Here is a 25,287-nt window from a genome sequence, read left to right on the forward strand (position 1 = left end):
ACCTAGCCCGGCCCCCCGGGCCTCAAACGTGCCGGTGCGTCACACCGGCCGGTGGTGGACGAGGTCAGGCCACCCGGCCGCACCGGTCCGGCCGGCGGGGTCGAGCCACCCCGGAGGCACGGGGCCGCCCGGCAGGGTCACGCCACCCGGCGCGCGTGGTACTCCGCGATGTCCGTCATCGGCGGCCGCTCCTCGGTGTCCACCGAGTACGTACGAGGCTCGAAGGCGTCCCCGGAGCGCTCGAACTGGGTCAGCGACGGCCGCAGCAGATGCGCGCGGGCCAGCCGCAGCTGCGCGGTGCGGTAGATCGCGGCGGCCATCCGGCCCAGCGCCTGCCCGTCCTGGTGCCGGTGCTTGCGCACGCCCACGTCCACCTGCGCCAGCGCGTCCAGGCCCACCAGGTGCAGGGCGTCGACCAGCATGCCCAGCTCGACGCCGTACCCGACGGGGAACGGGAGCTGCTCCAGGAGACTCCGGCGGGCCGCGTACTCGCCGCCCAGCGGCTGCACGAACCCGGCGAGCTGCGGCCAGTGCATGTTGAGCAGCGGGCGCGCCATCAGCTCCGTGACCCGGCCGCCCTGCCCGGCGCCCGCGCCGGTGGTGGTCCCGTCGGCCCGGGTCATCGGCCGGTCGTACATGGCCTTGACGAGCTGGATGCCGGGGTCGGTGAGCAGCGGGCCGACGATGCCGGTGACGAAGTCGGAGGAGAAGTCCCTCAGGTCGGCGTCGACGAAGCACACGATGTCGCCGCGGGTGACCAGCAGCGACCGCCACAGCACCTCGCCCTTGCCGGGCACGGCCGGTATCCGGGGCAGGATCGCGTCCCGGTGCACCACCCGCGCGCCCGCCGCCGCGGCCACCTCGGAGGTGCGGTCGGTGGAGCCGGAGTCGATCACCACGACCTCGTCGACCAGCGGCACCTGGAGGACGAGGTCGTGCCGTATGACGGAGACGATGTCCCCGACGGTGGCCTCCTCGTTCAGCGCGGGCAGCACCACGCTCACCGACTGCCCCGAGGCCCGTTTCGCCGCCAGGAGCCGGTGCGGGGGACGGTCGGCCACCGACCAGGAGCGCGCGATGAGCCAGCGCTCGACTTCTTCCAGCACGGTCCGGGCTCCTCACTGGCCGGTGATCCATCTCGGGGTTCGGACGGCTGTCTCCGCCGTCCGGGCCTTCGGTTACAGTCTTGAACAACGCCGAGGGGCCCCGCATCCCGGGGTCACGCGGCGCACAACTGAACACCGCTCATCCAGAGGGGCAGAGGGATACGGCCCGATGAAGCCCCGGCAACCCTCCAGTCGGTTCCTGTCACGCGGACGTGGCGAGGCTCCCGGCTAGGGAAGGTGCCAAATCCGTCTCACGGCGAAGTGCGTCGTGAGGAAGATGAGGAGAAAGGGCCTCGCCTCCATGGCTGTGCAGACTGTTGCAAGCACCACCGACTCCGCGAACTCCGTCGACCTGGGTCCCGCCGCCGCGCTGTCCTGCCGCGAGTGCGGCCACCGTGTGCCCCTCGGCCCCGTCTTCGCCTGCGAGGAGTGTTTCGGCCCGCTGGAGATCGCCTACGACTTCTCGGGTCACGACACCGAAGAGCTCCGCAAGCGCATCGAGGCGGGTCCCGCGAACATCTGGCGCTACGCGCCGCTGCTGCCCGTCCCCGCGGACGTGGCGACCAAGCCCAACCTGAACCCCGGCTGGACCAAGCTCGTCCAGGCCGACAACCTCGCCCGCGAGCTGGGCGTCACCGGCGGCCTCTACGTCAAGGACGACTCCGGCAACCCCACGCACTCCTTCAAGGACCGCGTCGTCGCCCAGGCCCTGGAGGCCGCGCGCGCCTTCGGCTTCACCACGCTGTCCTGCTCCTCCACCGGCAACCTGGCCGGCGCGGTCGGCGCCGCCGCCGCCCGGGCCGGCTTCCGCTCCTGCGTGTTCATCCCGCACGACCTGGAGCAGGGCAAGATCGTCATGGCCGCCGTCTACGGCGGCGAGCTCGTCGGCATCGAGGGCAACTACGACGACGTGAACCGTTTCTGCTCCGAGCTGATCGGCGACCCGGCCGGCGAGGGCTGGGGCTTCGTCAACGTCAACCTGCGGCCGTACTACGCCGAGGGCTCCAAGACCCTCGCGTACGAGATCTGCGAGCAGCTCGGCTGGCGCCTGCCCGACCAGCTGGTCGTCCCGATCGCCTCCGGCTCGCAGCTCACGAAGATCGACAAGGGTCTCCAGGAGCTGATCAAGCTCGGACTCGTCGAGGACAAGCCGTACAAGATCTTCGGCGCCCAGGCCGAGGGGTGCTCACCGGTGTCCACCGCCTTCAAGGCCGGGCACGACGTGGTGCGCCCGCAGAAGCCGAACACGATCGCCAAGTCGCTGGCGATCGGCAACCCGGCGGACGGGCCGTACGTGCTGGACATCGCCCGGCGCACCGGTGGCGCCGTGGAGGACGTCACGGACGCGCAGGTGGTCGACGCGATCAAGCTGCTGGCGCGCACGGAGGGGATCTTCGCGGAGACCGCCGGCGGTGTCACGGTCGGCGTGACGAAGAAGCTGATCGAGGACGGGGTGCTGGATCCGTCCCTCACGACCGTGGTGCTGAACACCGGGGACGGGCTCAAGACGTTGGACGCGGTGGCGGGGACGGGGCTCACGGCGACGATCCGGCCCAGTCTGGAGTCGTTCCGTGAGGCCGGGCTCGTCTGAGGCTTGAATTTTCACCGCGGGCCGGTGGGGGCTTGTCGCACAGTTCCCCGCGCCCCTGGGTGTGTTACCTGACCGGAGGTTCAAAGTGAGCGTTACCGTCCGTATTCCTACCATTCTGCGCACCTACACCGGGGGCAAGGCCGAGGTCCCCGCTGAGGGGGCCACCCTGGGCGAGGTCATCCAGGACCTGGAGAAGAACCACACCGGCATCGCCGCGCGCGTCCTGGACGACCAGGGCAAGCTGCGCCGGTTCGTGAACGTGTACGTCAACGACGACGACGTGCGCTTCGAGCAGGGGCTCGAGACGGCCACCCCCGAGGGCGCCGGCGTCTCGATCATCCCGGCGGTCGCCGGAGGCTGATCATTACCTTCGGTAATGACCGTTACCGAGCGTTTACTCCATTGCCCCCTCCGTGAGAGATGCGGAGGGGGCAATTCCATGGGATTGAGCGCGGTAGAGTTGGGGAACGCGCTCCCGATCCATAGATCGGGAACCCTGAATTCCTGCCGCGGACCCGACTGGATGTAGCCAAAGTGCGGGCTCCTTTCGCGGCTTTTGTCACCTTTGCCCGGCCCGACTTGCCCTGAATTCTGGCGAATTCTTGCCACATTCCGGACCGGTGGCGTCCAGATTTCTCGTCCGATTGACCTGTTGCAGACGGCAGTTGGACAGATACATTCAGCCGCGGTCGACGCGTTCCGGCGCACGCCCCCAACCGTTGGGGGGTGAGGTCTGACCCGGGTCCGCGAAGTGTGGATCTGTGCAAGGGCCAGTAATAGGGGAGTTAGGCATGGCTCAGGGCACCGTCAAGTGGTTCAACGCGGAGAAGGGGTACGGCTTCATCGCGGTCGACGGTGGTGCGGATGTTTTCGTCCACTACAGCGCGATCCAGATGGACGGCTACCGCACCCTTGAAGAGGGCCAGCGGGTCGAGTTCGAGATCTCGCAGGGTCAGAAGGGCCCGCAGGCCGACATGGTTCGCGTCACCGCCTGAACGCGCTACCAGCCGCACGCGACATCTTCTGCCGGCGACAGGGCCCGCACCCCCCCGGGGTGCGGGCCCTTCGTCGTGCCCTAGGCGCGCGCCGTGCGCGCCGTGTTCGCCCGGGGCTGAGCGCGGGCGTGTGCCCTTGGCGCGCTTGGCCCGTACGGCCCTGTGGGTCCCCTGCGCGATCGCGTCGCTTCGCGGGTGCGCCTTGCACTCGGGGGGGTCGAGTGCTAATCATTGGCGTTAGCACTCTGAAGGTGAGAGTGACAACGAAGGACCGGGTCGGTGAGGCCCGCCAGGTCGGGTGGGGCAAGGAACCACACGGCCGGCGAGCCGTCCGTCGCGGGCGCGGGCGCGGTCCGAAGGAATCACCCCCAGTCCTGGAGGGACCACTTCACATGGCCAAGATCATCGCGTTCGACGAGGAGGCGCGGCGCGGCCTCGAGCGCGGCATGAACCAGCTCGCGGACGCCGTGAAGGTGACGCTCGGCCCCAAGGGCCGCAACGTCGTCCTCGAGAAGAAGTGGGGCGCCCCCACGATCACCAACGATGGTGTCTCCATCGCCAAGGAGATCGAGCTCGAGGACCCGTACGAGAAGATCGGCGCCGAGCTGGTCAAGGAAGTCGCCAAGAAGACGGACGACGTCGCCGGTGACGGTACGACCACGGCGACCGTTCTCGCCCAGGCCCTGGTCAAGGAGGGCCTGCGCAACGTCGCCGCCGGCGCCAACCCGATGGCCCTGAAGCGCGGTATCGAGAAGGCCGTCGAGGCGGTCTCCGCCGCCCTGCTGGAGCAGGCGAAGGACGTGGAGACCAAGGAGCAGATCGCCTCCACGGCCTCCATCTCCGCCGCCGACGTCCAGATCGGCGAGCTCATCGCCGAGGCGATGGACAAGGTCGGCAAGGAAGGCGTCATCACCGTCGAGGAGTCCCAGACCTTCGGTCTGGAGCTGGAGCTCACCGAGGGTATGCGCTTCGACAAGGGCTACATCTCGGCGTACTTCGCCACCGACATGGAGCGTATGGAGGCCGTCCTCGACGACCCGTACATCCTGATCGCCAACTCCAAGATCTCCTCGGTCAAGGACCTGCTCCCGCTCCTGGAGAAGGTCATGCAGTCGGGCAAGCCGCTGCTGATCATCGCCGAGGACGTCGAGGGCGAGGCCCTGTCGACCCTGGTCGTCAACAAGATCCGCGGCACCTTCAAGTCCGTCGCCGTCAAGGCTCCGGGCTTCGGTGACCGCCGCAAGGCCATGCTCGGCGACATCGCCATCCTCACGGGCGGCGAGGTCATCTCCGAGGAGGTCGGCCTCAAGCTGGAGAACGCCACCCTCGACCTGCTGGGCAAGGCCCGCAAGGTGGTCATCACCAAGGACGAGACCACCATCGTGGACGGCGCCGGCTCCGCCGACCAGGTCCAGGGCCGCGTGAACCAGATCCGCGCCGAGATCGAGAACAGCGACTCGGACTACGACCGCGAGAAGCTGCAGGAGCGCCTGGCGAAGCTCGCCGGCGGTGTGGCCGTCATCAAGGCCGGCGCCGCCACCGAGGTGGAGCTCAAGGAGCGCAAGCACCGCATCGAGGACGCCGTGCGCAACGCCAAGGCGGCCGTCGAGGAGGGCATCGTCGCCGGTGGTGGCGTGGCCCTGCTGCAGGCCTCCCAGGTGTTCGAGAAGCTGGAGCTCGAGGGTGACGAGGCGACCGGCGCCCAGGCCGTGAAGCTCGCGCTCGAGGCCCCGCTGAAGCAGATCGCCGTGAACGCCGGCCTCGAGGGCGGTGTCGTGGTGGAGAAGGTGCGCAACCTGACCCCGGGCCACGGCCTGAACGCCGCGACCGGCGAGTACGTCGACCTGGTCAAGGAAGGCATCATCGACCCGGCCAAGGTGACGCGCTCCGCGCTGCAGAACGCCGCGTCGATCGCCGCGCTGTTCCTCACCACCGAGGCCGTCATCGCCGACAAGCCGGAGAAGGCCGCGGCCCCGGCCGGCGGCGGCATGCCGGGCGGTGACATGGACTTCTGAGCCTGACCCGTCAGGTTCGGACCCGTCCGAAGTACGAAGGGCGGCACTCCCCGCAGTGGGGGTGCCGCCCTTCGGCGTGTCCGGACGCCTCACGGGGTGACCGGCGTCACAAGTGGGGGCGGGGGAGGGGCGGGAATGACCGTCGCGTCGCGCGGGTTCGACGAAGGGTGCGATCGATGCACGTACACATACCGTCGAGTATCCGCGAGGAGCCCTCCTGATGACCGTCGCCGCCTCCGAGACCACCGGACGTGCCGCCGAGATCCTGGCCCGGCCGGTCGCCCTGAACGGGCTGAGCGTGCCGAACCGCATCGTCATGGCGCCCATGACCCGCCAGTTCTCACCGGGCGGCGTGCCGGGCGAGGACGTCGTGTCGTACTACGCGCGCCGGGCCGCCGCGGGCGTCGGGCTGATCGTCACCGAGGGCACGTACGTCGACCACCCGTCCGCCGGCATGAGCGACCGGATTCCCCGGTTCCACGGGGAGGAGCAGCTGGCCGGCTGGGCGAAGGTCGCGGCGGCGGTGCATGAGGCCGGGGGCCGGATCATGCCGCAGCTGTGGCACGTCGGCACGGTCCGCGAGCAGGGGAAGCCGCCCTTCCCGGAGGCGCCGGCGGTCGGCCCGTCGGGGCTGCGCCTGGACGGCTCCGAGGGCGGCAAGGTCATGACCCAGGCGGACATCGACGACGTCGTGGCGGCGTTCGCGAAGGCGGCGGCCGACGCCGAGCGCATCGGCTTCGACGGCGTGGAGCTGCACGGCGCCCACGGCTACCTCATCGACCAGTTCCTGTGGGCGGGCACCAACCGCCGCACCGACGCCTACGGCGGCGACCCGGTGGCCCGCACCCGGTTCGCCGTGGAGATCGTGCAGGCCGTGCGCTCGGCCGTGTCGCCCGGCTTCCCGGTCGTCTTCCGCTTCTCGCAGTGGAAGTCCGACAACTACGGCGCCCGGCTCGCCGAGACCCCGCAGGAGCTGGAGGCGGTCCTCACCCCGCTCGCCACGGCCGGAGTCGACGCCTTCCACGCGTCCACGCGCCGCTACTGGCTCCCCGAGTTCGACGGCTCCGACCTCAACCTGGCCGGCTGGGCCCGCAAGCTGACGGGCCGTCCGGCGATCACGGTCGGATCGGTGGGCCTGGACGGCGAGTTCGGCCGCGCGTTCCTCGGCGAGGGCGCCGGGCTGCGCGGGATCGACGACCTCCTCGACCGCCTGGAGCGCGACGAGTTCGACATGGTCGCGGTGGGCCGCGCGGTGCTCCAGGACCCGGAGTGGGCGGCGAAGGTGCTGGCCGGCCGCTTCGACGAGCTGACCTCGTACGACGCGGCGTCGCTCACGTCGCTGAGCTGAGTCCGGCCCGGCTGCCGGGCGTGGCGCGGTGTCCTCCTGCGGAGGGCGCCGCGCCTTTTCGTGCGTGCTCCATGTCATGTGACTGTCACGCAGTTTTCATTTGCTTGCCTCAATCAAGGAGCATAAAGTTGCCTGAGTCAAGCAGAACAGCCTCTTCCGGAGACCTCCTTCATGTCCGACGCACCCGAAAAATCCGTCACGACCGGCACCGCCGCGCCGCCGAGGACGGGTGCCGTGGTACCCGTGCTGGCGCTCAGCGGGATCGTCGTCTCGCTGATGCAGACGCTCGTGATCCCGATCGTGGGGCAGCTGCCGCAGTATCTGAACGCCTCGGCGTCGGACGCCGCCTGGGCCGTCACCGCCACCCTGCTGGCCGCCGCCGTCGCCACGCCCGTGATGGGCCGGCTCGGCGACATGTACGGCAAGCGGCGCATGCTGCTGATCAGCATGGTCATGCTGATCGTCGGCTCCGTCGTCGCCGGTCTCAGCGACAGCCTCACCCCGATGATCGTGGGCCGCGCCCTCCAGGGCCTGTCGTCCGGCGTCATCCCGCTGGGCATCAGCATCCTGCGCGACGAGCTCCCCGCGGAGCGGCTCGGCTCCGCCACCGCGATGATCAGCGCCTCGCTCGGCGTCGGCGGCGCGCTCGGCCTGCCGCTCGCCGCGCTGATCGCCGACAACTTCGACTGGCACGCGCTGTTCTGGACCTCCGCCGCGCTCGGCGCCGTCGCGCTGGTGCTGGTCCTGGCGCTGGTGCCCGAGTCGACGGTGCGGACCGGCGGACGGTTCGACCTGGTGGGCGCGGTCGGCATGGCGGCCGGACTGGTCTCGCTGCTGCTGGCTATCTCCAAGGGCGGCGACTGGGGCTGGGCCAGCGGCACCACGCTCGGCCTGTTCGCCGCGGCCGTCGTCGTCCTGCTCGCCTGGGGCTTCTTCGAGCTGCGCACCGAGGGTCCGCTGGTGGACCTGCGCACCACCGCACGCCCGCAGGTGCTGATCACCAACCTTGCCTCGGTGGCGATCGGCTTCGCGATGTTCTCCATGTCGCTGGTCATCCCGCAGGTGCTGCAACTGCCCGAGCAGACCGGGTACGGCCTCGGCCAGTCGCTGCTGAGCGCCGGTCTGGTCATGGCGCCGTCCGGCCTGGTGATGATGGCGCTGGCCCCGGTCTCCGCGCTGGTCACCCGCGCGCGGGGGCCGAAGGTGACGCTGATGATCGGCGCGCTGATCGTGGCCGCGGGCTACGGGCTGAACGTCGCGCTGATGAGCGAGGTCTGGCACTTCGTGCTCGCGTCCTGCGTCATCGGCGCCGGCATCGGCTTCTGCTACGGCGCCATGCCGACCCTGATCATGGGCGCCGTGCCCGCCTCCGAGACGGGCGCCGCGAACAGCCTCAACACGCTGATGCGCTCCATCGGCACGTCCGTGGCGAGCGCGGTCGCCGGTGTGGTGCTGGCGCAGATGACCACGCGGTTCGGCACGTACGCGCTGCCGTCCGAGGACGCGTTCCGCACGGTCCTCGCCCTCGGCGCGGGCGCGGCGCTGCTGGGCTTCGTGGTGGCGGCGTTCATCCCGAAGCAGCGGGGCGCCGCCGGGGCGGAGTCCCTCGTCGCCGAGGGCGCGCCCGAGGCGGCGGAGCCGGTCAAGGCGTGACGCCCGCGGGCGCGTGAGCGGAACGGCGGTCACTGTCCCGAGGGCGTCGGGACGGTGGCCGCCGTTCGGTGTCCGGGGGCGGCCCCCCGGGAGGCCCCGGCCGATGTCGGTGGCCGTGACGCCCGCGGGTGCCTCAGGGGAACGGCGGCCCCTGTCCCGATCACCTCGGGACAGTGACCGCCGTTCTGCGCCGGAGGGGGCGCTCAGAGGTTCCCCATCGGCTCGATGTCCACGTGGACCGGGTTGCCCCAGACCCGGAGGACCTCGTAGTCGGTGAACTCGTGGACGACGCGGTAGGCCATGGCCGGGCGCGGGGAGCGGAGTTGGGCCTTGACGAAGAGTTCCGCCTCGCGGCGGTCGCGGCGGGGGGTGCCGCAGAGCTGCCACGCCTGGCCGTTCCACATCTCCGGGAGCCACCGCTGCTGCGGCTGCGGGCGGTCGCCGCGCACGCCGTAACGGGAGGGGGCGGGGCCGGCGGGGCGGGTCTGCGGGGCCGGGCCGTTGAACTCGGCGCGGCGGGCGGCGCGGCGCCGCGTCTCGCAGAGCAGGCACAGGTCCGGGGCGCTCTCGTCGACCGGCCCCGTGGGGTGCTCGGCGCAGCGCGTGGTGGGCGGCGCCGTGGTCACGGTGTCCTCCAGCAGGTCGAGCGCCCGCCGCAGGTCGTCGCGCACCTCGTGCAGCCTGGCGTCCGGGGTGTCGGCGGAGAGCGCCTCGCCGTGCTCACCGAGCACACGCAGCGCCCGGCCGAGGGCGGTGAGCTGTGCGTGGTTCATGGTGGATTCTCCGGGTGGGGGACGGCTCCAGTATCCCAGCCCGCGCCGTCAGCCCCCCGCGGCCGCCAGCGCCGCCCGCAGATGGCCGTCGGCCTCGTCGAGGAGCCGGGCCGCCGTGGGTCCGTCCACCCCGGCCAGCAGCACCAGGATCGCGTTCTTCACCTCGCCGTTGGTGGCGGCGAGCGCGCGTTCCACGGACGCGTCGTCCGCGCCCGTCACCTGGGCGACGATCCGGCGGGAGCGGGCGCGCAGCTTCTCGTTGGAGGCGCGTACGTCGACCATGAGGTTCCCGTACGTCTTGCCGAGCCGGATCATCGTGATCGTCGAGATCATGTTCAGCACGAGCTTCTGCGCCGTGCCGGCCTTGAGGCGGGTGGAGCCGGTGAGGAACTCGGGGCCCACGACCACCTCGACGCCGTGCTCGGCCGCCGCCGCGAGCGCGCTGTCCCGGTTGCACGACAGCCCCACGGTGAGCGCCCCGAGCTTCCGGGCGTACGTGACGGCGCCGACGGCGTACGGGGTGCGGCCCGAGGCGGAGATGCCGACCACCGTGTCGTCGGCGGTGAGGCCGAGCGCGGCGAGGTCGGACTCGGCCAACTCGGGGGAGTCCTCGGCGCCCTCGACCGGGTTCACCATGGCCGACGGGCCGCCCGCGATCAGGCCGACGACCCGCGACGGGTCGGTGTTGAAGGTCGGCGGGCACTCGGAGGCGTCCAGCACGCCCAGCCGCCCCGCCGTGCCCGCGCCCGCGTAGATCAGCCGCCCGCCGCGCGCCATCCGCTCCGCCACGGCGTCGATCGCTGCGGCGATCGCCGGCACCTGCCCGGCGACGGCGCCCGCGACCGTGGCGTCCTCGGCGTTCATCAGCCGCGCGATCTCCGGCGTGGGCAGCCGGTCGACGTCCGCCAGCTCCGGCCGGAACGCCTCGGTGGTCAGGGTCTCGAGCTGGGAGCGCAGATCACGGTCGCGGGAGGTGGAGGTCATGGGCGGTGTTCTTTCGGTCGGGGCCGGCGGCTCGGAAGGGGTACGGCGGGGGCGCGCACACGGCCGGTGCGCGGCAGGGTCCGCCCTCACGGGCCCTTGCGGGTCGCCCGGTGCCGGTGCGCCAGCGCCTCGTACGACGCCGAGAGGGCGGGCGCCGCGGCGTCGTAGGTGCGCTGGGCGACACCCACGAACAGGCAGTCCACGACGAGCAGTTGGCCCGTACGGGAGGACATCGCGGCCGGGCGCAGCTCGCTCTCGCGGGCCGTGGAGGTGGTCAGGACGTGGTCGGCGTACTGCGTGACGGGGCTGTCGGGGCGGCCGGTGACCGCGACCGTCGTGGCGCCGCGCTCGAAGGCCACCCGGAGCGGCTCGATGACGTCGCCGGTGGTGCCGGAGTGGGTGATGGCGATCGCCACGTCACCGGAGCGCAGCTGCACGGCGTTGGTCACCGCGAGGTGCGGGTCGCTGTGGGCGTGCGCCAGCAGACCTATGCGCAGCAGCTTCTGGGTGAGATCCTGGGCGACCAGCCCCGACGCGCCGACGCCGTACACATCGGTGCGGCGGGCGCCCGCGAGGGCGGTCACGGCGGCGGCGAGCTGGACGGTGTCCAGTCCGGCGGCCGTGTCGGCGAGGGTCTGCTGCTCGTCGTAGGCGAGCTTGGCGACGACATCGGCGATGGGGTCGTCCACGGCGATGTCGGTGGTGATCGCGGGGGCGCGCCCGGACTGCTGCTGGGCGGCGAGCCCGGCGAGGGCGAGCCGCAGGTCGCGGTAGCCGGGGTAGCCGAGCAGGCGCGCCGTGCGGACGACGGTGGCCTCGCTGGTGCCGGTCAGCTCGGCGAGGCCGGTGACCGTGAGCGCCGCGCAGCCGGCAGGGTCGTCGGCGACCGCCTCGGCGACGCGCTGCATGGAGCGCGTCATCGACGGGGCGAGCGTGCGCACCTTGGCCGCGAGGGCGGCGGGCGCGGGCGGAGCGGGTGAGGCGCCGGCGCTCCCGAAAATTTCCTTCACGTCATTGGTCACGAAATGAAAGATATTTTCGTCGCGGGCTCCTGGTCAAGAGTGCGCACAATGGGGACATGGACCCCCAGCGTGAACCCGGCCCCCCTCCGCCCCTGGAACAGGCGTTGCACGCGGCGCGTGCCCTCGTGCTGGCCGACCTCATGGCGCGCGGGGTCGCCGAGGCGGACGTGGTGTCCCTCGTCGAGGAATCCGTGTCGCACCGCCGCTGGTGGGTCGAGCAGTGGCCGGAGGGCGCCGGCTTCCTGGCCGGTCTGGTCGCGCAGGACGTGCAGGACGCCCTGCTCGAGCGGTACGGACGCTGGCCGCTGTGCCCGGTGTGCGGCAGCGGCGACCCGCACGCGCTGGAGGTCGAGCCGGAGCTGGGCCCCGACCCGCACTGGGTGTGCCACAAGGCGGGCGTGAAGGTCGCGGCGGTCGGCGGACTCGGCGAGACGGGCGCCTCGTGACGGTGTACATCGACCCGCCCACCTGGCCGGGCCACGGCCGCCTCTGGTCCCACCTGGTGAGCGACGTCTCCTACGCCGAGCTGCACCTCTTCGCCGCCGCCCTGGGCGTGCCCGGCCGCGCCTTCGAACGCGACCACTACGACATCCCGGAGCACCGGTACGCGGACGCGGTGCGCGCGGGCGCGGTGGAGGTCAGCAGCCGCGAGGTGGTGCGGCTGCTGCACGGGGCGGGGCTGCGGCGGCGCAAGCGGACGGGGCGGGCCCCGGATCAGGCGCGCAGTTCGTAGGTGATCTGGTTCTCGTGCCGGGACACCTCGGTGAACCCGGCGCGGGTGACGACCTTCTGCGACGCCACGTTGGTCTCCTCGACGACGGCCACCACGGTGTGCACGGCGTCCTGTGCGAGCGCCCACGCCGAGAGGGTGCGCAGGGCCTCGGTCGCGTAGCCGTTGCCGCGGGCCTCCACGACGAGGTCGTAGCCGATCTCGACCCGTCCGTCGACGGGCGCGCCGTGGAAGCCCATCGCGCCCACCGCACGGTCGTCCTCCCGGCGGACCAGCACGTACATGCCCCACTCGGGGTGGTACGCGCCCTCCTCGTACTGCGTGACGCCGATGCCGGCGCCCACCCGCGTGCCGTCGGCGGGGGCGCCGCCCGCCCAGGTGAAGCCGCCGTCGCCCGCCAGTGCCAGGCTCGCGGCGACCGCGGGGGTGACGCCCTCCAGGTCGAGCCGCTCGGAGCGCAGGACGGGGTTGTTGCACCAGCGCCAGCCGCTGACCGGCTCCCGCCCCTCCAATTCGCCGCGGCCGGTGGCCCACAGCAGCGTCGGCCAGGGCGCGGGGCCCGGCTTCACGCGCGGGAAGATCCGTGTGAGCACGAACTCGCACAGCTCGGCGGGGGGTTCGTAGGAGACTCCGAGCCCTTCGGTCATGTCGTGCGTGTGCAGCAGCACCTCCGCGATGCCCATCGCGGCGAAGCCTTCGCGGTTCGCGTGCCGGAAGGGGTAGGGGTGGAAGGCGCGCACGGAGCGGGGGGTGGTGCGGACGGCGGCGGCGAGGAGGGCGCCGGTGGTGGTGATGACGTGGAGGAGGCCGGGGTTGTCTGCCGGGTCCAGGCCGTCGTCGGTGCCGTCGAGCGTGATCTCGAAGGGAACGTAGGCGTTCTGCGCCCGTCCCGCGAGCTGACCCGCGTACGCGATCAGATCACTGGCGACATGCGCCGCCGTCTCCCGGCAGTTCCACTCCAGCCGTCCCGCCCGGACTCCCGTCCAGTCGCGGTCGGTGACCGCCCCCAGGACCGCCACGCTGTCCGCGACGGCCGCCTCCACCTGTTCCGCTCCGGATGCATGCATGACGGGGAGGCTAGGCGGAGGGCGGGGGCGGGGTCGACAGCATTTCCAGCTCGCCGCGCAGGTTGTGGCGGGCGGTGGCCTCCCAGTGCTCCTGGCCGTACGGGGTGCGGAACAGGCGGCGCAGGCCGAGGAGTTGGCGCAGCACATCGGCTCGGCCCTCGCGGAAGGCGTCGTTCGGCACGAAGTGGTACTCCTCGCGGACGGCGGCGGTGTAGGCGGCGTACGCCGACGGCGCGGCGGCGAGGATCGCTAGGTCGGCGTCGCACAGCACCTGGCCGTCGCGGTCGTCGTCGGCGGGGTCGTGCGTCACGGTGAGCCGCACCAGGCGGGCGACCTCCTCGGTCTTCTCCGCGGACACCCCGGCCTCCGGCAGCGCGCGCTCGGCGAGCCGCGCGGACCGCTCCTCGTTCTCGGACCGGTCCGGCAGATACACGGCGTCGTGGAACCACGCGGCGAGCCGTACGACGTCGGGGTCGTCGGCGTGGTCCGCCAGCTCGTCGACGCGGTCGAGGACCGCGGTGAGGTGATCGAGCGTGTGGTACCGCCGCTGCGGTTCCTGCCAGCGGGCGATCAGATGCTCCGCGTACGGCACGGGGTCGGGCCCCTCCGAGGAACCCCGGGCCCCTTCGAGGGCACGGACGAAACGGGCGCGGAGGTCTTGGGTGTCGGCCATGCCGTCATTCTTCCCGGTGCTGCTTCCGTGCGCCGTCGTCTCCATGGTGAGCCGCCGTCGCCGGGTTGCCCCACACCTGCACCGCGTTACTCACTGCGCGCACATGTCAACCGACTGTGACGATCGGCTTGACCGGTCGATGTCGTTCTCGGCAGCATCGGGGCAGCAAACAAAGCACGGTACATATGGCTCACCAGGTCCTGGGGCCGCTCCTTCGGGAGCGGCCCGAGTGCTTTCCGGGAGGCTCGTTGTACCTGTGCTACATCGACGAGGCGGGGAACGGTCAGACCCTCGACCCCTCGCGACCGGACGCACCGCCGGTTCTCGTCGTCGGTGGCTTCACCGTCCACGACTCCTGCATCAAGCAGTTGACCTGGGATTTCCTGACCGTCAAGAAGACGTACCGGCCGCGAGCTGGGCCGTGCCCGGCATCTCTCCGAGGTGATCCACACGGAGGTCAAGGGGGCCGACGTCCGTAAGGACATCCGCGTGGGGAACCGGGACCGGCGCCGGGCTGCGACGCTCCTCGTGGACTCGGTCCTCGGCCTGCTGGAGCGCTGCAACGCCCGCGTGCTGGCCCGGGTGGTGTGGGTGAAACAGGAGGGTCACGCCGTGAACGAGACGGGGGTGTACAGCACCTCGGTGGGAAGCCTCACGGAGACCTTCCAGGCCCAGCTGCTGGACAGTCACTCGTGCGGCGTGATGATCCTCGACTGCCGCACCAAGTCGAAGAACGCGCCGAACGTCCACTGCGTCACGACTCGCAAGTACCGCGCGGGCGGTGACCTGCTCAAAGGCGTCATCGAGTCCCCCGTCTTCGGGCACAGTGACACGCACACGCTGCTGCAGCTCGCGGACCTGGTGGTGTCTTCCCTGCTCTTCCCCGTCGCCTGTCACGCCTACCTGGGCGACGTGACGTGGAACGTGCACTGCGACGATGCGTACCGCCCACTGCGGGAGGAGTTCGGGGAGCGGCTGAAGAAGCTCCAGTTCCGCTACCAGGACCCCTCGGGCAAGTGGCGCGGCGGCATCGTGGTGTCCGACCGCCGGACCGCGCAGCCGTCGAGTCTGATGTTCAGGCCGGGGAAGGCCGACGCGCGCGCGGTCATGATTCCGGTGCAGCAGACGGGCGGTGGCAGTCTGCCGAGCGGGGTGTAAAGGGGGGCGTACGTGAGGCCGACCGGCCTCACCCTCACCGCAGCCGTCGGTCCACCCGCGCCACCCCGCCCGTCTCCAGGGCCGTCCACAGGGCGCCGTCCGGGCACACGGTGATGCCGTGGGGTTCGGAGGACGGGTCGGGAAGGGCGTGTTCGGTGATCTCGCCGGTCCCGGTGACGCGGCCGACGCGGCCCGTGCCCCATTCCGTGAACCAGCACTCGCCGTCGGCGGCGGCGACGATCGCGTGCGGTTTGGCCGAGCGGTCGGGGAGCGGGAGCTCCGTGATCCGGCCGTCCGGCGTGATCCGGCCGATCCGGCCGGCCAGGATCTCGGTGAACCAGACGGCGTCGCCGTCGGCGGCGATGCCGACCGGCCCGGCGGCGTCCGTGGGCAAGGGATACACGGCGGTGTCGCCGTCGACGGTGATGCGGCCGATCGCGTTCGCGCCGTTCAGTGTGAACCACAGTGCGCCGTCCGGGCCCGTGGTGATCGCGGAGGGGAAGCCGCCCGCGACCGGGAGCGCGAACTCCGTGATCTGCCCGTCGACGGTGATCCGGCCGACGCGGTCACCGGTCGTCTCCGTGAACCAGAGCGCGCCGTCCGGCCCCGCCGTGATGCCGTACGGCCCGCCGCCGGCGGACGGCAGCGGGACGGACGTCACGACGCCGTCGACGGTGACGCGGCCGATCCGGTGGTCCTGGAAGCGGGTGAACCAGAGGGCGCCGTCCGGTCCGGGCGCGATCACCGTGGGACGGCAGTCGGGCGCGTCCAGGGCGTACTCCTCGTACGCGCCGTCGAGGGTGAGGCGGGCGACGCCGCCGCTGTGCACCAGCGTGAGCCAGAGCGCGCCGTCGGGGCCGGCCGTGATGCCGTACGGCCCGGCCTTGTCGTCCGTGAGGCGGAACGCGGAGACGGCGGGGGTGTGAGGGTACGGCACATCAACTCCCGTGGGGGACGGTCATCCCGGCACCCTCTCGGGGCGAGGCGCTCCGGCGCAACCTCGTTTCGTGCCCGGGGCCTCGCGACTAGCGTGGGCGCATGACGACTCCTGCGGATGTGCACGAGGTACGGGACCCCGAGCTGCCGGGCCGGCTGCTGAGCGTCGAGCGGGACGCGCTGCTCCCGTTGCTGCGACCTCGCGGCGACGGCGACTTCACGCTGCCGGTGACGGCGTGTCCGGGCTGGACGGTGCGGGACGTGCTGGCGCACTGTTCGGCGGCGCTGGCGCGGGTGGTGGAGAGCCGGTACGACAAGGACGTGTTCTCGCCGGAGGCAAACCAGCGGGACATCGACGAGCGGGCCGGCTGGACCAATGCCGAGGTCCTCGACGAACTGGAACGCGGCATGACCGAGGCCGGTCCTGTCATCGCCAAGGCGGGCGGGCTGCTGGACGGGGTGGCGCTCGGCGAGTGGGTGCACGCCGGGGACGTGCGCGTGGCGCTCGGGGAGCCGGGGGCGTACGCGGGCTCGGGCCTGCCGTTCGCGCTCGCGCTGCTGGCGCAGGTCACCAGCGCGCGGGGGCATGTGCCGCTGCACGCGGACCTGGACGACGCGGACGAGCCGGTACGGCTGGGCGACGCGTCCGGGGAACGGCCCCCGGCCCGCTTCATCGGCGACGGGCCCACGCTGATGCGGCTGTACGCGGGGCGCCCGGTGGACGGGGTGTCGTACGAGCTGGCCGGCGTCGACGCGGCGGAGCTGAACATCTTCGGCTGAGCGGTGGGTGGGGCGCTTCCGGGGCCGGGACCGGGCGTAGGCTTGGATTGGACTAGACCTGTAGGAGCCGTTCCGAGCCGACGAATGGGGCCCCATGAGCAAGCGTGCAGTCCTGGAGGTGATCGCCCTCGACGTCGAGGACGCCGTCGCCGCCCAGGCCGGAGGTGCGGACCGCCTCGAGCTGGTCACCGACATGGCGGCGGACGGGCTGACCCCCGCGGCACCGACGGTGACGGCGATCCGCGCGGCCGTGGACATCCCGGTCCGGGTCATGATCCGGCTCGCGGACGGCTTCGCGGCGGGCGCGGTGGAACGGCTGGTCGCGGCGGCGCGCGAGATGCGGGAGGCGGGGGCGGAGGAGTTCGTCCTCGGCTTCCTCGACGCGGACGGCCAGGTGGACCTGGCGGCGGTGGAACGGGTCGCGGCGGAGCTGGAGGGGTGCCGGTGGACGTTCCACCGCGCGATCGACCACGCGACGGACCGGGACACGGTGCGCAAGCAGCTCGCGGACTTTCCTGGTCTGGACACCTACCTGACCGCCGGGTCGGCGGAGGGGGTGGACGCGGGGCTGCCGGTGCTGTGCGCGGAGGCGGCGCGGCGCGGGGAGCCTGGGTACGGGCAGCAGTTGCTGGTGGGGGGCGGGTTGCGGCTGGAGCACGTGCCGGGGTTGTTGGACGCGGGGGTGGACGCCTTCCACATCGGGGGCGCGGCGCGGCCGGAGGGTTGGACGGGGCCGGTGTCGGCGGAGGCCGTGGCTCGGTGGCGGACGGTGCTGGGAGGCTGAGGCGCCTCTGACGCGGGGCGGGGGTGTTCGCGCAGCCCGGCGCTTGCGGGATACCGTCCGCGCCCACCCGTGCCGCCTGGGGGTACCTCCCAGGCCCTCAAGGCACGGGGGGAGGCACGACTGCCCGCGGGACGGGGGACGGGTGGGCCGTCCGCGGCGCGTCCGCGGTGGGCCAGGGCCAGGTGGGTCGGTCCGCGGCGCGTTCGCGGTGGGGGGGGCGGGCGTCTACGTCAACTGCGCCGGCAACGGCGCCCCATGCGTGATGAGCAGGCCCGACACCGCTCGCGTCAGCGTCACGTACAGGCGGCGCAGGCCCGTGCGTTCGTCCGGTTCCGCGTCGACGATCGCCCGGGGTTCGTCCAGGAGGACGTAGTCGTATTCCAGGCCCTTCGCCAGGGAGGCCGGGACCAGGGTGAGGCGGGTCGACTCCGTTGTCTCCTCGCCGGGGGACACGTGGGGGAGGCCCGCCGCGGCCAGGGCCTCCGTCAGGGCGGGGATGCGGGGGTCCGCCGCGATCAGGCCCACCGAGCCTTCGCGGGTGAGCAGTTCGCGGCATGCCGCCAGCACCTCGTCCGTCCCCGAGGCGTCGCGGACCTCGAAGAAGCCCGGGTTCTCGCGGATCGACGCCACCGGCGTGAGCCCCGGCGCGATGTGCGGCAGCAGGCGCGACGCGTACGTGATGACGTCCGTCGGGACACGGAAACCCGCCGTCAGCTCCTCCACCACCGCGTCCGGCTTCCCCAGGTGGGACAGCGCCTCCTCCCAACTGCGCGTCGCCCACGGCGTGGTGCCCTGCGCCAGGTCGCCGAGGACCGTCGCCGAGCCGGTCGTGCAGCGGCGGCCCACCGCCCGGTACTGCATGGGGGACAGGTCCTGCGCCTCGTCCAGCACCACGTGCCCGAGTGACGGCGTCCGCCGGATCAGGTCCGCCGCCTCGTCGATCAGCACCGTGTCCGCCGCCGACCACTTCGCCGACTTCACCGACCGCGCCGGCTTCGCCCAGAGGACCGCCTTCTGCTCCTGCTCGTCGAGCAGCCCCTCCGCGTGCTCGGCCAGGAACTCCGCGTCCCCCAGCAGCCGCAGCACCAGCTTCGCCGGGTCCACCGCCGGCCACACCGCCTTCACCGCGGCCTTCACCGCCGCGTTGCGCGCCACCGCGTCCTGCACCCGGTCGTCCGGCGCCTCGCCCGCCCGCTCCATCTGCACCAGCACCGCGTGCGCGATCCGCTGCGGCAGCGCCTCACGGGCGGCCCCGTAGCGGATGTCCCGGTCCAGCAACTGCCGCACGATCGCCTGGAGTTCGTACGCCGGGACGCGCCAGCGGCGCGAGCCGCGCACCACCACGACCGGTTCCGTCGGCATCGTCACGTGCGAGTACAGCGCCCGCCGCAGCACCTCCGCCATGCGCGCGTCGCCCTTGACCGTCGCCGCCGTCGCGTCGTCCGTGCCGCGTACCTCCACGTGCGCCACCAGGTCGTCCACCGTCGCCTGGGCGACGGTGAGCTCGCCCAGGGCCGGCAGCACCTGCTCGATGTAGTGGAGGAAGGAGCGGTTCGGGCCGACGACCAGCGTGCCCGTGCGGGCCAGCCGCTCGCGGTGGGCGTACAGCAGGTACGCGACCCGGTGCAGGCCGACGGCCGTCTTTCCGGTGCCGGGGCCGCCCTGCACGCACACGCTGCCCGACAGCCCCGACCGTACGATCTCGTCCTGCTCGGGCTGGATCGTCGCGACGATGTCGCGCATGGGGCCGACGCGCGGGCGCTCGATCTCCTGCTGGAGCAGCTTGCTGGTGGTCGCCGCCTCGGCCGGGTCGGAGAGGTGTTCGTCCTCGTACGCGGTGAGGTCGCCGCCGGTGTAGCCGAAGCGGCGGCGCAGCCCCACGTCCATCGGGTCCTTCTTGGACGCCCGGTAGAACGGCTGCGACACCGGCGCACGCCAGTCGATCACCATCGGGTCGCCGTCCGCGTCGTGCACATGCCGGCGCCCGATGTAGAAGCGTTCTCCTTCCGCCCCCTCCGCCTGCTCCGCGCCCGGCGCGTGCAGATAGTCGAGGCGCCCGAAGAACAGCGGGGTGTCGCTGAGGTCGGCCAGCGCCTTGATCCGCTCCTCGATCTGGTGCTGCAGCACCGCCGCGTTCACCCAGTTGGCTGTGACGTCGCGGATGTCGAGCGCCTCCACGTCCTCCCGCATGGCGCGCAGGGCGGCGCGGGACGCGGCGAGGTGGGAGCGTTCGCGGGCGAGGGGGTCGTCGGCCGGGACGACCGGACCGTCCACGGGGTCGTACGCGGGCTCGTCTACGGGCGTGGACGCGGACAAGGGAGTGCCTCCGAGGGACCTGCTGCCGGGTGTGCTGCGAGGAAGGAATGCCGGCCGGTTTCCGTCCGGACGGCGGCGCTCCGAGAGGGAGGCGGGAAGAGAGCGGAGATTCTAGGTCGTGGGGCGAGGGTGGTCCAAACGGTTTTCCCACCCCCTAGGGGTCACCCCGTCCTGCCTGAGAGGGACGGCTCGTTCCGCGGACGTACACGGCGGCCCGGCGGTCCGGTCCCGTGGGCCGATGCCCGGACCGGGGTCACGGAGCGACCATGAGTGCATGAGCGCAGCCACCGTCCACCCCACCAGTCCGCCGGTCCGCCCGAGCGGCGCCGCCCCGGCCGAGGGCAGTCACCCGCACCGCGTCGGTGACGCCCTGCGCGCCGTGAAGGTGTTCCTCGGCGCGGCCTTCGACGTGATCCTCCTCGGCGAGTACGGCCCGGAGGCCGGCGTCCGCCGCCGCTAACCCTGCTCCGTACTGTCGTGGGGCTTCCCGTGCAGCAGGTCCCGCGCCTCCTCCGCCGCCCGGATCATGGTCTCGGAGACGAAGTCGAGGAACCGCGCGGCGTTCTCCAGCCGCGTCGCCGCCGGCGTGCCGGGACCCATGACGTCCACGCCCTCCCGTGAGGTCGCCGCGATCTGCGCGGTCGACCGGGCGCTGGCGACCATCGACTGGTACCAGATGTCCTCGTCGAAGCCGTAGCGCTCCCGTCGGCCCCCCTCGTCGCGGAAGCGCCGCACCAGGTCCTGGCTCTCCAGGAACGCGACCGCCTTCGACACCGACGCCGGGCTCACCTGGAGCCGCTCCGCCAGCTCGGCGGCGGTGAGGCTGCCGGAGTCGCTGAGGGTCAGACAGGCCATGACCCTGGCCATCATCCTGGGCGTGCCCGAGGCGATGAAGACGGTCGTGAGCGTCTCCTCGAACGCCCGCACCGCCTCCGGGTCCCGCCCGTACGCGTCCGGCGCCGCCTTCGCCTGCCGCGCGCCGCGCCTGCGCCGGTGGGCGCGCTGCTCGGTCGCGCGCTGTGCCAGTTCGGGGCGGTAGGCGGTGGGGCCGCCGTTGCGCATGACCTCCCGCGTGACCGTCGACGTCGGACGGTCGAGCCGCCGCGCGATCTCCGCGTACGCCAGCCCGTCGGCCAGCCCCGACGCGATCTGCTGGCGCTCCTGCTGAGTGAGCCTGCCTCCGGGCAACGCGGGTCTCCTTCGTGGGCGATGGGGGAGTCGAGCATAGCGTTCACTCCCTTTGTATTGCAACGAAATGCAGTGCTCCTGTTGCGTTAAATCTCAAAACGTTGCAACGATTTAACTGTGCTGAGCTGTATAAACAGTGTTTGGATGCAACAAGTTTATTGCCGTTCTCATGAACGCAACGTAGCGTTTTCGGTGTCAGAAACAATGACCCGAAGGAGCGCACATGACCGGCTCGGCCATCGCGGCACACGGGCTGCGCAAGGCGTACGGCGACAAGGTCGTCCTCGACGGGGTCGACCTCGCCGTCGAGGAAGGCACGATCTTCTCCCTGCTCGGGCCGAACGGCGCGGGCAAGACCACGGTCGTCAAGATCCTCTCCACGCTCGTCGGCGCGGACGCGGGCGACCTGCGGGTCGGCGGGCACGACCTCGCCGCCGACCCGCAGGCCGTGCGGGCCGCGATCGGCGTCACCGGACAGTTCTCCGCCGTCGACGGTCTGATCACCGGCGAGGAGAACATGCTGCTGATGGCCGACCTGCACCACCTGCCCCGCCGGGAGGGCAGGCGCGTCGCCGCCGAGCTGCTGGAGCGCTTCGACCTCGCGGACGCGGCGAAGAAACCCGCGTCCACCTACTCCGGCGGCATGAAGCGCCGGCTCGACATCGCCATGACCCTGGTCGGCGACCCGCGGATCATCTTCCTCGACGAGCCGACCACCGGACTCGACCCCCGTTCCCGTCACACCATGTGGGGCATCATCCGCGAGCTGGTCGACGGCGGGGTGACGGTCTTCCTCACCACCCAGTACCTGGAGGAGGCCGACCAGCTCGCCCACCGCATCGCCGTGCTGCACGACGGCCGGATCGCCGCCGAGGGCACCGCGGAGGAGCTGAAGCGGATCGTCCCCGGCGGGCACGTACGGCTCCGCTTCACCGACCCGGCCGGCTACCGGTCGGCCGCCGCCGTCCTGACCGGGGCCGCCCCGGACGACGCGGCGCTGACCCTGTCCCTCCCCAGCGGCGGCAGCCAGCGCGAACTGCGCGCAGTGCTCGACCTGCTGGACTCCGCCGGCGTGGAGGCGGACGAGCTGACCGTGCACACCCCCGACCTCGACGACGTCTTCTTCGCCCTGACCGAAGGAGCCGGCACCGAAGGCGCCGGCGTCCCCGCCCCGTCGTCCGCTCCCTCGAAGGAGACCGTCCGATGAGCGCCCCGCAGTCCTTGTCCCTCGCCCTGCGCGACTCGTCCACGATGGTGCGCCGCAACCTGCTGCACGCGCGCCGCTATCCCTCTCTCACCCTCAACCTGCTGCTCACGCCGGTGATGCTGCTCCTGCTCTTCGTGTACGTCTTCGGGGACGTGATGAGCGCGGGGCTGGGCGGCGGCGGCCGGTCCGCGTACGTCGCGTACCTGGTGCCGGGGCTGCTGCTGATGACCGTCGGCTCCACCGCCATCGGCACCGCGGTGTCCGTGTCGATGGACATGACCGAGGGGATCGTGGCCCGCTTCCGCACGATGGCCGTCCACCGCGGCTCGGTGCTCGTCGGGCACGTGGTCGGCAGCGTGCTGAAGGCCGTCCTCAGCGTGGTCGTCGTGGGCCTGGTGGCGGTGGCGATCGGCTTCCGCTCCACCGACGCCACCGCGCTGGAGTGGCTGGCCGCCTTCGGGCTGCTGGTGCTGTTCGCGACGGCGCTCACCTGGATCGCGGTCGGCATGGGCCTCGGCGCCCCCAACGCGGAGGCCGCCAGCAACAACGCGACCCCGCTGATCCTCCTGCCCCTGCTGTCCAGCGCCTTCGTCCCGGTCGACGGGATGCCGGGGTGGTTCCGGCCGGTCGCCGAGTACCAGCCGTTCACGCCGGCCATCGAGACCCTGCGCGGGCTGCTGCTCGGCAGCGAGATCGGCAACGACGGATGGCTGGCCGTGGCCTGGTGCGTGGCGCTGGTCGTACTCGGCTACGTCTGGTCGACGGCCTCCTTCGCCCGCGACCCGAAGTAGTGACCGTGAGCAGGGAATGAGTACGAATACACCCGCACAGTTGAGTAACGGCTCCGGTGTCCCGGACACACCGGGGCCGCTTCACTGGCCGTATGAACACGAACGAGCGCGACCCCCATGCGTACGTGGCGCCGGCGGTCGCCACCGTGCTCGGCGTGATGCTGGCGCCGCTCGCGCTGCTGTTCGGGGGACTGTCCGTCATGGCGACGGACAGCTGCGGCCCCGACGACTGCTCGACGGCGCTGACGACCGCCCTGCACGTCGTGTACGGCACCCTGTTCCTCGGCGGGCTGCTCGGGGTGGCCGCCTGCGCCGCCGCGTGGCTGCTGCCCCATACCCGCCGCTGGGCGGTGCCGCGCCTCTGGCTGGCCGGGCTGTCGCTGCTGCCCTGGCTGACCGTCATCGCGCTGGTGTTCAACCTCCCCGAGGGGTGAGCCCCGCGGGGCGTCAGCTCTCCGCGAGCAGCTCGTCCGCGTCGACGATCCGGTACGCGTACCCCTGCTCCGCCAGGAACCGCTGGCGGTGCGCCGCGAAGTCCTGGTCGATGGTGTCGCGGGCGACGACCGAGTAGAAGTGCGCCTGGTGGCCGTCCGCCTTCGGCCGCAGCACACGGCCGAGGCGCTGCGCCTCCTCCTGGCGGGAGCCGAACGTGCCCGACACCTGGATGGCGACCGTCGCCTCCGGCAGGTCGATGGAGAAGTTCGCGACCTTCGACACCACCAGCACGCTCAGCTCGCCCTGCCGGAACGCCTCGAACAGCTTCTCCCGCTGGGCGTTGGACGTCTCGCCCTTGATGACCGGCGCGTCCAGGTGCTCGCCCAGTTCGTCGAGCTGGTCGATGTACTGGCCGATGACCAGGATCTGCTGCCCCGCGAAACGGCGGACGATCGCCTCCGTGACGCGCTGCTTGGTGGCGGTCGTCGAGCAGAAGCGGTACTTCTCCTCCTGTTCGGCCGTCGCGTACGCCAGCCGCTCGGAGTCGGTGAGGTTGACGCGGACCTCGACGCAGTCGGCGGGCGCGATGTAGCCCTGCGCCTCGATCTCCTTCCACGGCGCGTCGAACCGCTTGGGGCCGATCAGCGAGAACACGTCCGACTCGCGGCCGTCCTCCCGCACCAGCGTCGCCGTCAGGCCGAGCCGTCGCCGCGCCTGGAGGTCGGCGGTGAACTTGAAGACGGGCGCGGGCAGCAGGTGCACCTCGTCGTAGAGGATCAGACCCCAGTCACGGGAGTCGAACAGCTCCAGGTGCGGGTAGACGCCCTTCCGCTTCGTCGTCAGCACCTGGTAGGTGGCGATGGTGACGGGGCGGATCTCCTTCTTCGTCCCGCTGTACTCGCCGATCTCCTCCTCGGTGAGCGACGTCCGCTTCACCAGCTCGTGCTTCCACTGGCGGGCCGAGACGGTGTTGGTGACGAGGATCAGCGTGGTCGACTTGGCCTGCGCCATCGCGCCCGCGCCGACCAGCGTCTTGCCGGCGCCGCACGGGAGGACGACCACGCCGGAGCCGCCGTGCCAGAAGTTCTCCACGGCCTGCTTCTGGTACGGGCGCAGTGCCCAGCCGTCCTCGACCAGCTCGATCGGGTGCGCCTCGCCGTCCACGTACCCGGCGAGGTCCTCGGCGGGCCAGCCCAGCTTCAGCAGGGTCTGCTTGATCTGACCGCGCTCGGACGGATGCACGGCGACGGTGTCGGGGTCGATACGCGCGCCGACGAGGGGGGCGACGCGCTTGGAGCGCAGCACCTCCTCCAGGACCGGGCGGTCGGTGGTGGTGAGGACCAGGCCGTGCGCGGGGTGCTTGACCAGGCTGAGCCGGCCGTAGCGGTCCATGGTCTCGGCGATGTCGACGAGCAGCGCGTGCGGCACGGGGTAGCGGCTGTACTGCACCAGCGCGTCGACGACCTGCTCCGCGTCGTGACCCGCGGCCCGCGCGTTCCACAGGCCCAGCGGGGTCACCCGGTAGGTGTGGATGTGCTCGGGGGCGCGCTCCAGTTCGGCGAACGGCGCGATGGCGCGACGGCAGTCGTCGGCCTGCTCGTGGTCGACCTCGAGGAGCAGGGTCTTGTCGGACTGGACGATGAGCGGACCATTCACGCGCGGCTGCCTTTCTGCGACGGGCTCGGCACGGGCACTGCACGGCCAAACGTCCAGTTTGCCTGATCACATTCCGGAC

At 71.9% G+C, this 25,287-nt stretch carries 25 protein-coding genes and 1 riboswitch; of the genes, 15 read left to right on the forward strand and 10 right to left on the reverse strand.

The genetic code is table 11. The features are described 5' to 3' along the window. Positions 1–137 precede the first annotated feature (137 nt). Positions 138–1,106: a glucosyl-3-phosphoglycerate synthase gene (locus tag ACQY0Z_RS08805; protein WP_189896247.1), complete on the reverse strand. Its 969-nt coding sequence runs from the start codon at positions 1,104–1,106 to the stop codon at positions 138–140. A 136-nt stretch (positions 1,107–1,242) separates the two neighbouring features. Then, positions 1,243–1,390, forward strand: a riboswitch (SAM riboswitch). A gap of 17 nt (positions 1,391–1,407) precedes the next feature. On the opposite strand from ACQY0Z_RS08805, the gene thrC reads away from it, so the two are divergent. The 6 genes from thrC to ACQY0Z_RS08835 all read left to right on the forward strand — a co-directional run bounded on the left by thrC (position 1,408) and on the right by ACQY0Z_RS08835 (position 8,708). Beyond that, positions 1,408–2,697, forward strand: coding sequence for a threonine synthase (gene thrC, locus ACQY0Z_RS08810; RefSeq protein ID WP_189896245.1), 1,290 nt, complete (start codon positions 1,408–1,410; stop codon positions 2,695–2,697). A gap of 85 nt (positions 2,698–2,782) precedes the next feature. After that, entirely contained in the window at positions 2,783–3,058 is a 276-nt protein-coding gene (locus ACQY0Z_RS08815; protein ID WP_048459043.1) for a MoaD/ThiS family protein, read from the forward strand. 430 nt (positions 3,059–3,488) lie between these two features. Further along, on the forward strand, positions 3,489–3,692 hold the full coding sequence (locus tag ACQY0Z_RS08820; protein WP_004986573.1) for a cold-shock protein: 204 nt from the start codon (positions 3,489–3,491) through the stop codon (positions 3,690–3,692). A 392-nt stretch (positions 3,693–4,084) separates the two neighbouring features. Next, on the forward strand, positions 4,085–5,707 hold the full coding sequence (groL, locus tag ACQY0Z_RS08825; protein WP_019523925.1) for a chaperonin GroEL: 1,623 nt from the start codon (positions 4,085–4,087) through the stop codon (positions 5,705–5,707). Between the two features lie 220 nt (positions 5,708–5,927). Continuing rightward, positions 5,928–7,055 (forward strand): NADH:flavin oxidoreductase, encoded by a 1,128-nt coding sequence (locus ACQY0Z_RS08830; RefSeq protein ID WP_189896243.1) that lies wholly within the window; start codon positions 5,928–5,930, stop codon positions 7,053–7,055. Between the two features lie 171 nt (positions 7,056–7,226). Then, on the forward strand, positions 7,227–8,708 hold the full coding sequence (locus ACQY0Z_RS08835; RefSeq protein ID WP_254586981.1) for an MFS transporter: 1,482 nt from the start codon (positions 7,227–7,229) through the stop codon (positions 8,706–8,708). A 203-nt stretch (positions 8,709–8,911) separates the two neighbouring features. Here the strand turns inward: ACQY0Z_RS08835 and ACQY0Z_RS08840 are convergent, their stop codons facing one another. The 3 genes from ACQY0Z_RS08840 to ACQY0Z_RS08850 form a co-directional block, all read right to left on the reverse strand. Next, positions 8,912–9,481 carry a hypothetical protein gene (locus tag ACQY0Z_RS08840; protein WP_439812054.1) on the reverse strand — a complete coding sequence of 190 codons (570 nt, stop codon included), beginning with the start codon at positions 9,479–9,481 and terminating at the stop codon, positions 8,912–8,914. 48 nt (positions 9,482–9,529) lie between these two features. Beyond that, positions 9,530–10,465 (reverse strand): N-acetylmuramic acid 6-phosphate etherase, encoded by a 936-nt coding sequence (gene murQ, locus ACQY0Z_RS08845; RefSeq protein ID WP_189896237.1) that lies wholly within the window; start codon positions 10,463–10,465, stop codon positions 9,530–9,532. Positions 10,466–10,551: 86 nt separating this feature from the next. Next, the gene (locus ACQY0Z_RS08850; RefSeq protein ID WP_189896235.1) at positions 10,552–11,487 is read right to left on the reverse strand and encodes a MurR/RpiR family transcriptional regulator; all 936 of its coding nucleotides are present in this window, start codon (positions 11,485–11,487) and stop codon (positions 10,552–10,554) included. A gap of 56 nt (positions 11,488–11,543) precedes the next feature. Here ACQY0Z_RS08850 and ACQY0Z_RS08855 point away from each other — a divergent pair, with 56 nt between their 5' ends. Together ACQY0Z_RS08855 and ACQY0Z_RS08860 are read left to right on the forward strand one after the other, a co-directional pair. Beyond that, complete coding sequence (locus ACQY0Z_RS08855) at positions 11,544–11,933, forward strand: hypothetical protein (protein ID WP_189896234.1); 390 nt, start codon at positions 11,544–11,546, stop codon at positions 11,931–11,933. Then, positions 11,930–12,220: a DUF4031 domain-containing protein gene (locus ACQY0Z_RS08860; protein WP_189896232.1), complete on the forward strand. Its 291-nt coding sequence runs from the start codon at positions 11,930–11,932 to the stop codon at positions 12,218–12,220. Before ACQY0Z_RS08855 ends, ACQY0Z_RS08860 begins: the two co-directional genes overlap by 4 nt. Here the strand turns inward: ACQY0Z_RS08860 and ACQY0Z_RS08865 are convergent. Beyond that, positions 12,202–13,260 carry a GNAT family N-acetyltransferase gene (locus tag ACQY0Z_RS08865; protein WP_189896473.1) on the reverse strand — a complete coding sequence of 353 codons (1,059 nt, stop codon included), beginning with the start codon at positions 13,258–13,260 and terminating at the stop codon, positions 12,202–12,204. The genes ACQY0Z_RS08860 and ACQY0Z_RS08865 overlap by 19 nt on opposite strands. 34 nt (positions 13,261–13,294) lie before the next feature. After that, on the reverse strand, positions 13,295–13,957 hold the full coding sequence (locus ACQY0Z_RS08870) for an HD domain-containing protein (RefSeq protein WP_254588435.1): 663 nt from the start codon (positions 13,955–13,957) through the stop codon (positions 13,295–13,297). A 489-nt stretch (positions 13,958–14,446) separates the two neighbouring features. On the opposite strand from ACQY0Z_RS08870, the gene ACQY0Z_RS08875 reads away from it, so the two are divergent. Further along, positions 14,447–15,115, forward strand: a complete 669-nt coding sequence (locus ACQY0Z_RS08875) for a DUF3800 domain-containing protein (RefSeq protein ID WP_254588436.1) — start codon at positions 14,447–14,449, stop codon at positions 15,113–15,115. Between the two features lie 34 nt (positions 15,116–15,149). On the opposite strand, the gene ACQY0Z_RS08880 is transcribed toward ACQY0Z_RS08875, so the two are convergent. Beyond that, the gene (locus ACQY0Z_RS08880) at positions 15,150–16,052 is read right to left on the reverse strand and encodes a virginiamycin B lyase family protein (protein ID WP_439812055.1); all 903 of its coding nucleotides are present in this window, start codon (positions 16,050–16,052) and stop codon (positions 15,150–15,152) included. Between the two features lie 101 nt (positions 16,053–16,153). Here ACQY0Z_RS08880 and ACQY0Z_RS08885 point away from each other — a divergent pair, with 101 nt between their 5' ends. Both ACQY0Z_RS08885 and ACQY0Z_RS08890 read left to right on the forward strand, forming a co-directional pair. Continuing rightward, positions 16,154–16,831 carry a maleylpyruvate isomerase family mycothiol-dependent enzyme gene (locus tag ACQY0Z_RS08885; RefSeq protein WP_381729426.1) on the forward strand — a complete coding sequence of 226 codons (678 nt, stop codon included), beginning with the start codon at positions 16,154–16,156 and terminating at the stop codon, positions 16,829–16,831. A 94-nt stretch (positions 16,832–16,925) separates the two neighbouring features. After that, on the forward strand, positions 16,926–17,615 hold the full coding sequence (locus ACQY0Z_RS08890; protein WP_439812056.1) for a copper homeostasis protein CutC: 690 nt from the start codon (positions 16,926–16,928) through the stop codon (positions 17,613–17,615). Between the two features lie 225 nt (positions 17,616–17,840). On the opposite strand, the gene ACQY0Z_RS08895 is transcribed toward ACQY0Z_RS08890, so the two are convergent. Beyond that, positions 17,841–19,931, reverse strand: a complete 2,091-nt coding sequence (locus tag ACQY0Z_RS08895) for a HelD family protein (protein ID WP_275981696.1) — start codon at positions 19,929–19,931, stop codon at positions 17,841–17,843. A gap of 274 nt (positions 19,932–20,205) precedes the next feature. Between ACQY0Z_RS08895 and ACQY0Z_RS08900 the strand changes: the two genes are divergently transcribed. Continuing rightward, positions 20,206–20,391 carry a hypothetical protein gene (locus ACQY0Z_RS08900; RefSeq protein WP_189896223.1) on the forward strand — a complete coding sequence of 62 codons (186 nt, stop codon included), beginning with the start codon at positions 20,206–20,208 and terminating at the stop codon, positions 20,389–20,391. Here ACQY0Z_RS08900 and ACQY0Z_RS08905 read toward each other — a convergent pair. Next, positions 20,388–21,119, reverse strand: coding sequence for a GbsR/MarR family transcriptional regulator (locus tag ACQY0Z_RS08905; RefSeq protein WP_189896222.1), 732 nt, complete (start codon positions 21,117–21,119; stop codon positions 20,388–20,390). The genes ACQY0Z_RS08900 and ACQY0Z_RS08905 overlap by 4 nt on opposite strands. Before the next feature lie 223 nt (positions 21,120–21,342). Here ACQY0Z_RS08905 and ACQY0Z_RS08910 point away from each other — a divergent pair, with 223 nt between their 5' ends. From ACQY0Z_RS08910 to ACQY0Z_RS08920, 3 genes are all read left to right on the forward strand, one after another. After that, complete coding sequence (locus ACQY0Z_RS08910; protein WP_254588478.1) at positions 21,343–22,326, forward strand: ATP-binding cassette domain-containing protein; 984 nt, start codon at positions 21,343–21,345, stop codon at positions 22,324–22,326. Then, positions 22,323–23,117: an ABC transporter permease gene (locus tag ACQY0Z_RS08915; RefSeq protein ID WP_439812057.1), complete on the forward strand. Its 795-nt coding sequence runs from the start codon at positions 22,323–22,325 to the stop codon at positions 23,115–23,117. Before ACQY0Z_RS08910 ends, ACQY0Z_RS08915 begins: the two co-directional genes overlap by 4 nt. A 92-nt stretch (positions 23,118–23,209) precedes the next feature. Next, a complete protein-coding gene (locus tag ACQY0Z_RS08920; RefSeq protein ID WP_439812058.1) occupies positions 23,210–23,551 on the forward strand; it encodes a hypothetical protein in 342 nt (113 codons plus the stop codon). 13 nt (positions 23,552–23,564) lie between these two features. Here ACQY0Z_RS08920 and ACQY0Z_RS08925 read toward each other — a convergent pair whose 3' ends face one another. Continuing rightward, entirely contained in the window at positions 23,565–25,208 is a 1,644-nt protein-coding gene (locus tag ACQY0Z_RS08925; protein ID WP_189896215.1) for a DNA repair helicase XPB, read from the reverse strand. Between the last annotated feature and the right edge of the window lie 79 nt (positions 25,209–25,287).

This window comes from Streptomyces sp. P9-2, assembly GCF_051903975.1.
Classification (GTDB): Bacteria; Actinomycetota; Actinomycetes; order Streptomycetales; family Streptomycetaceae; genus Streptomyces; species Streptomyces cellulosae.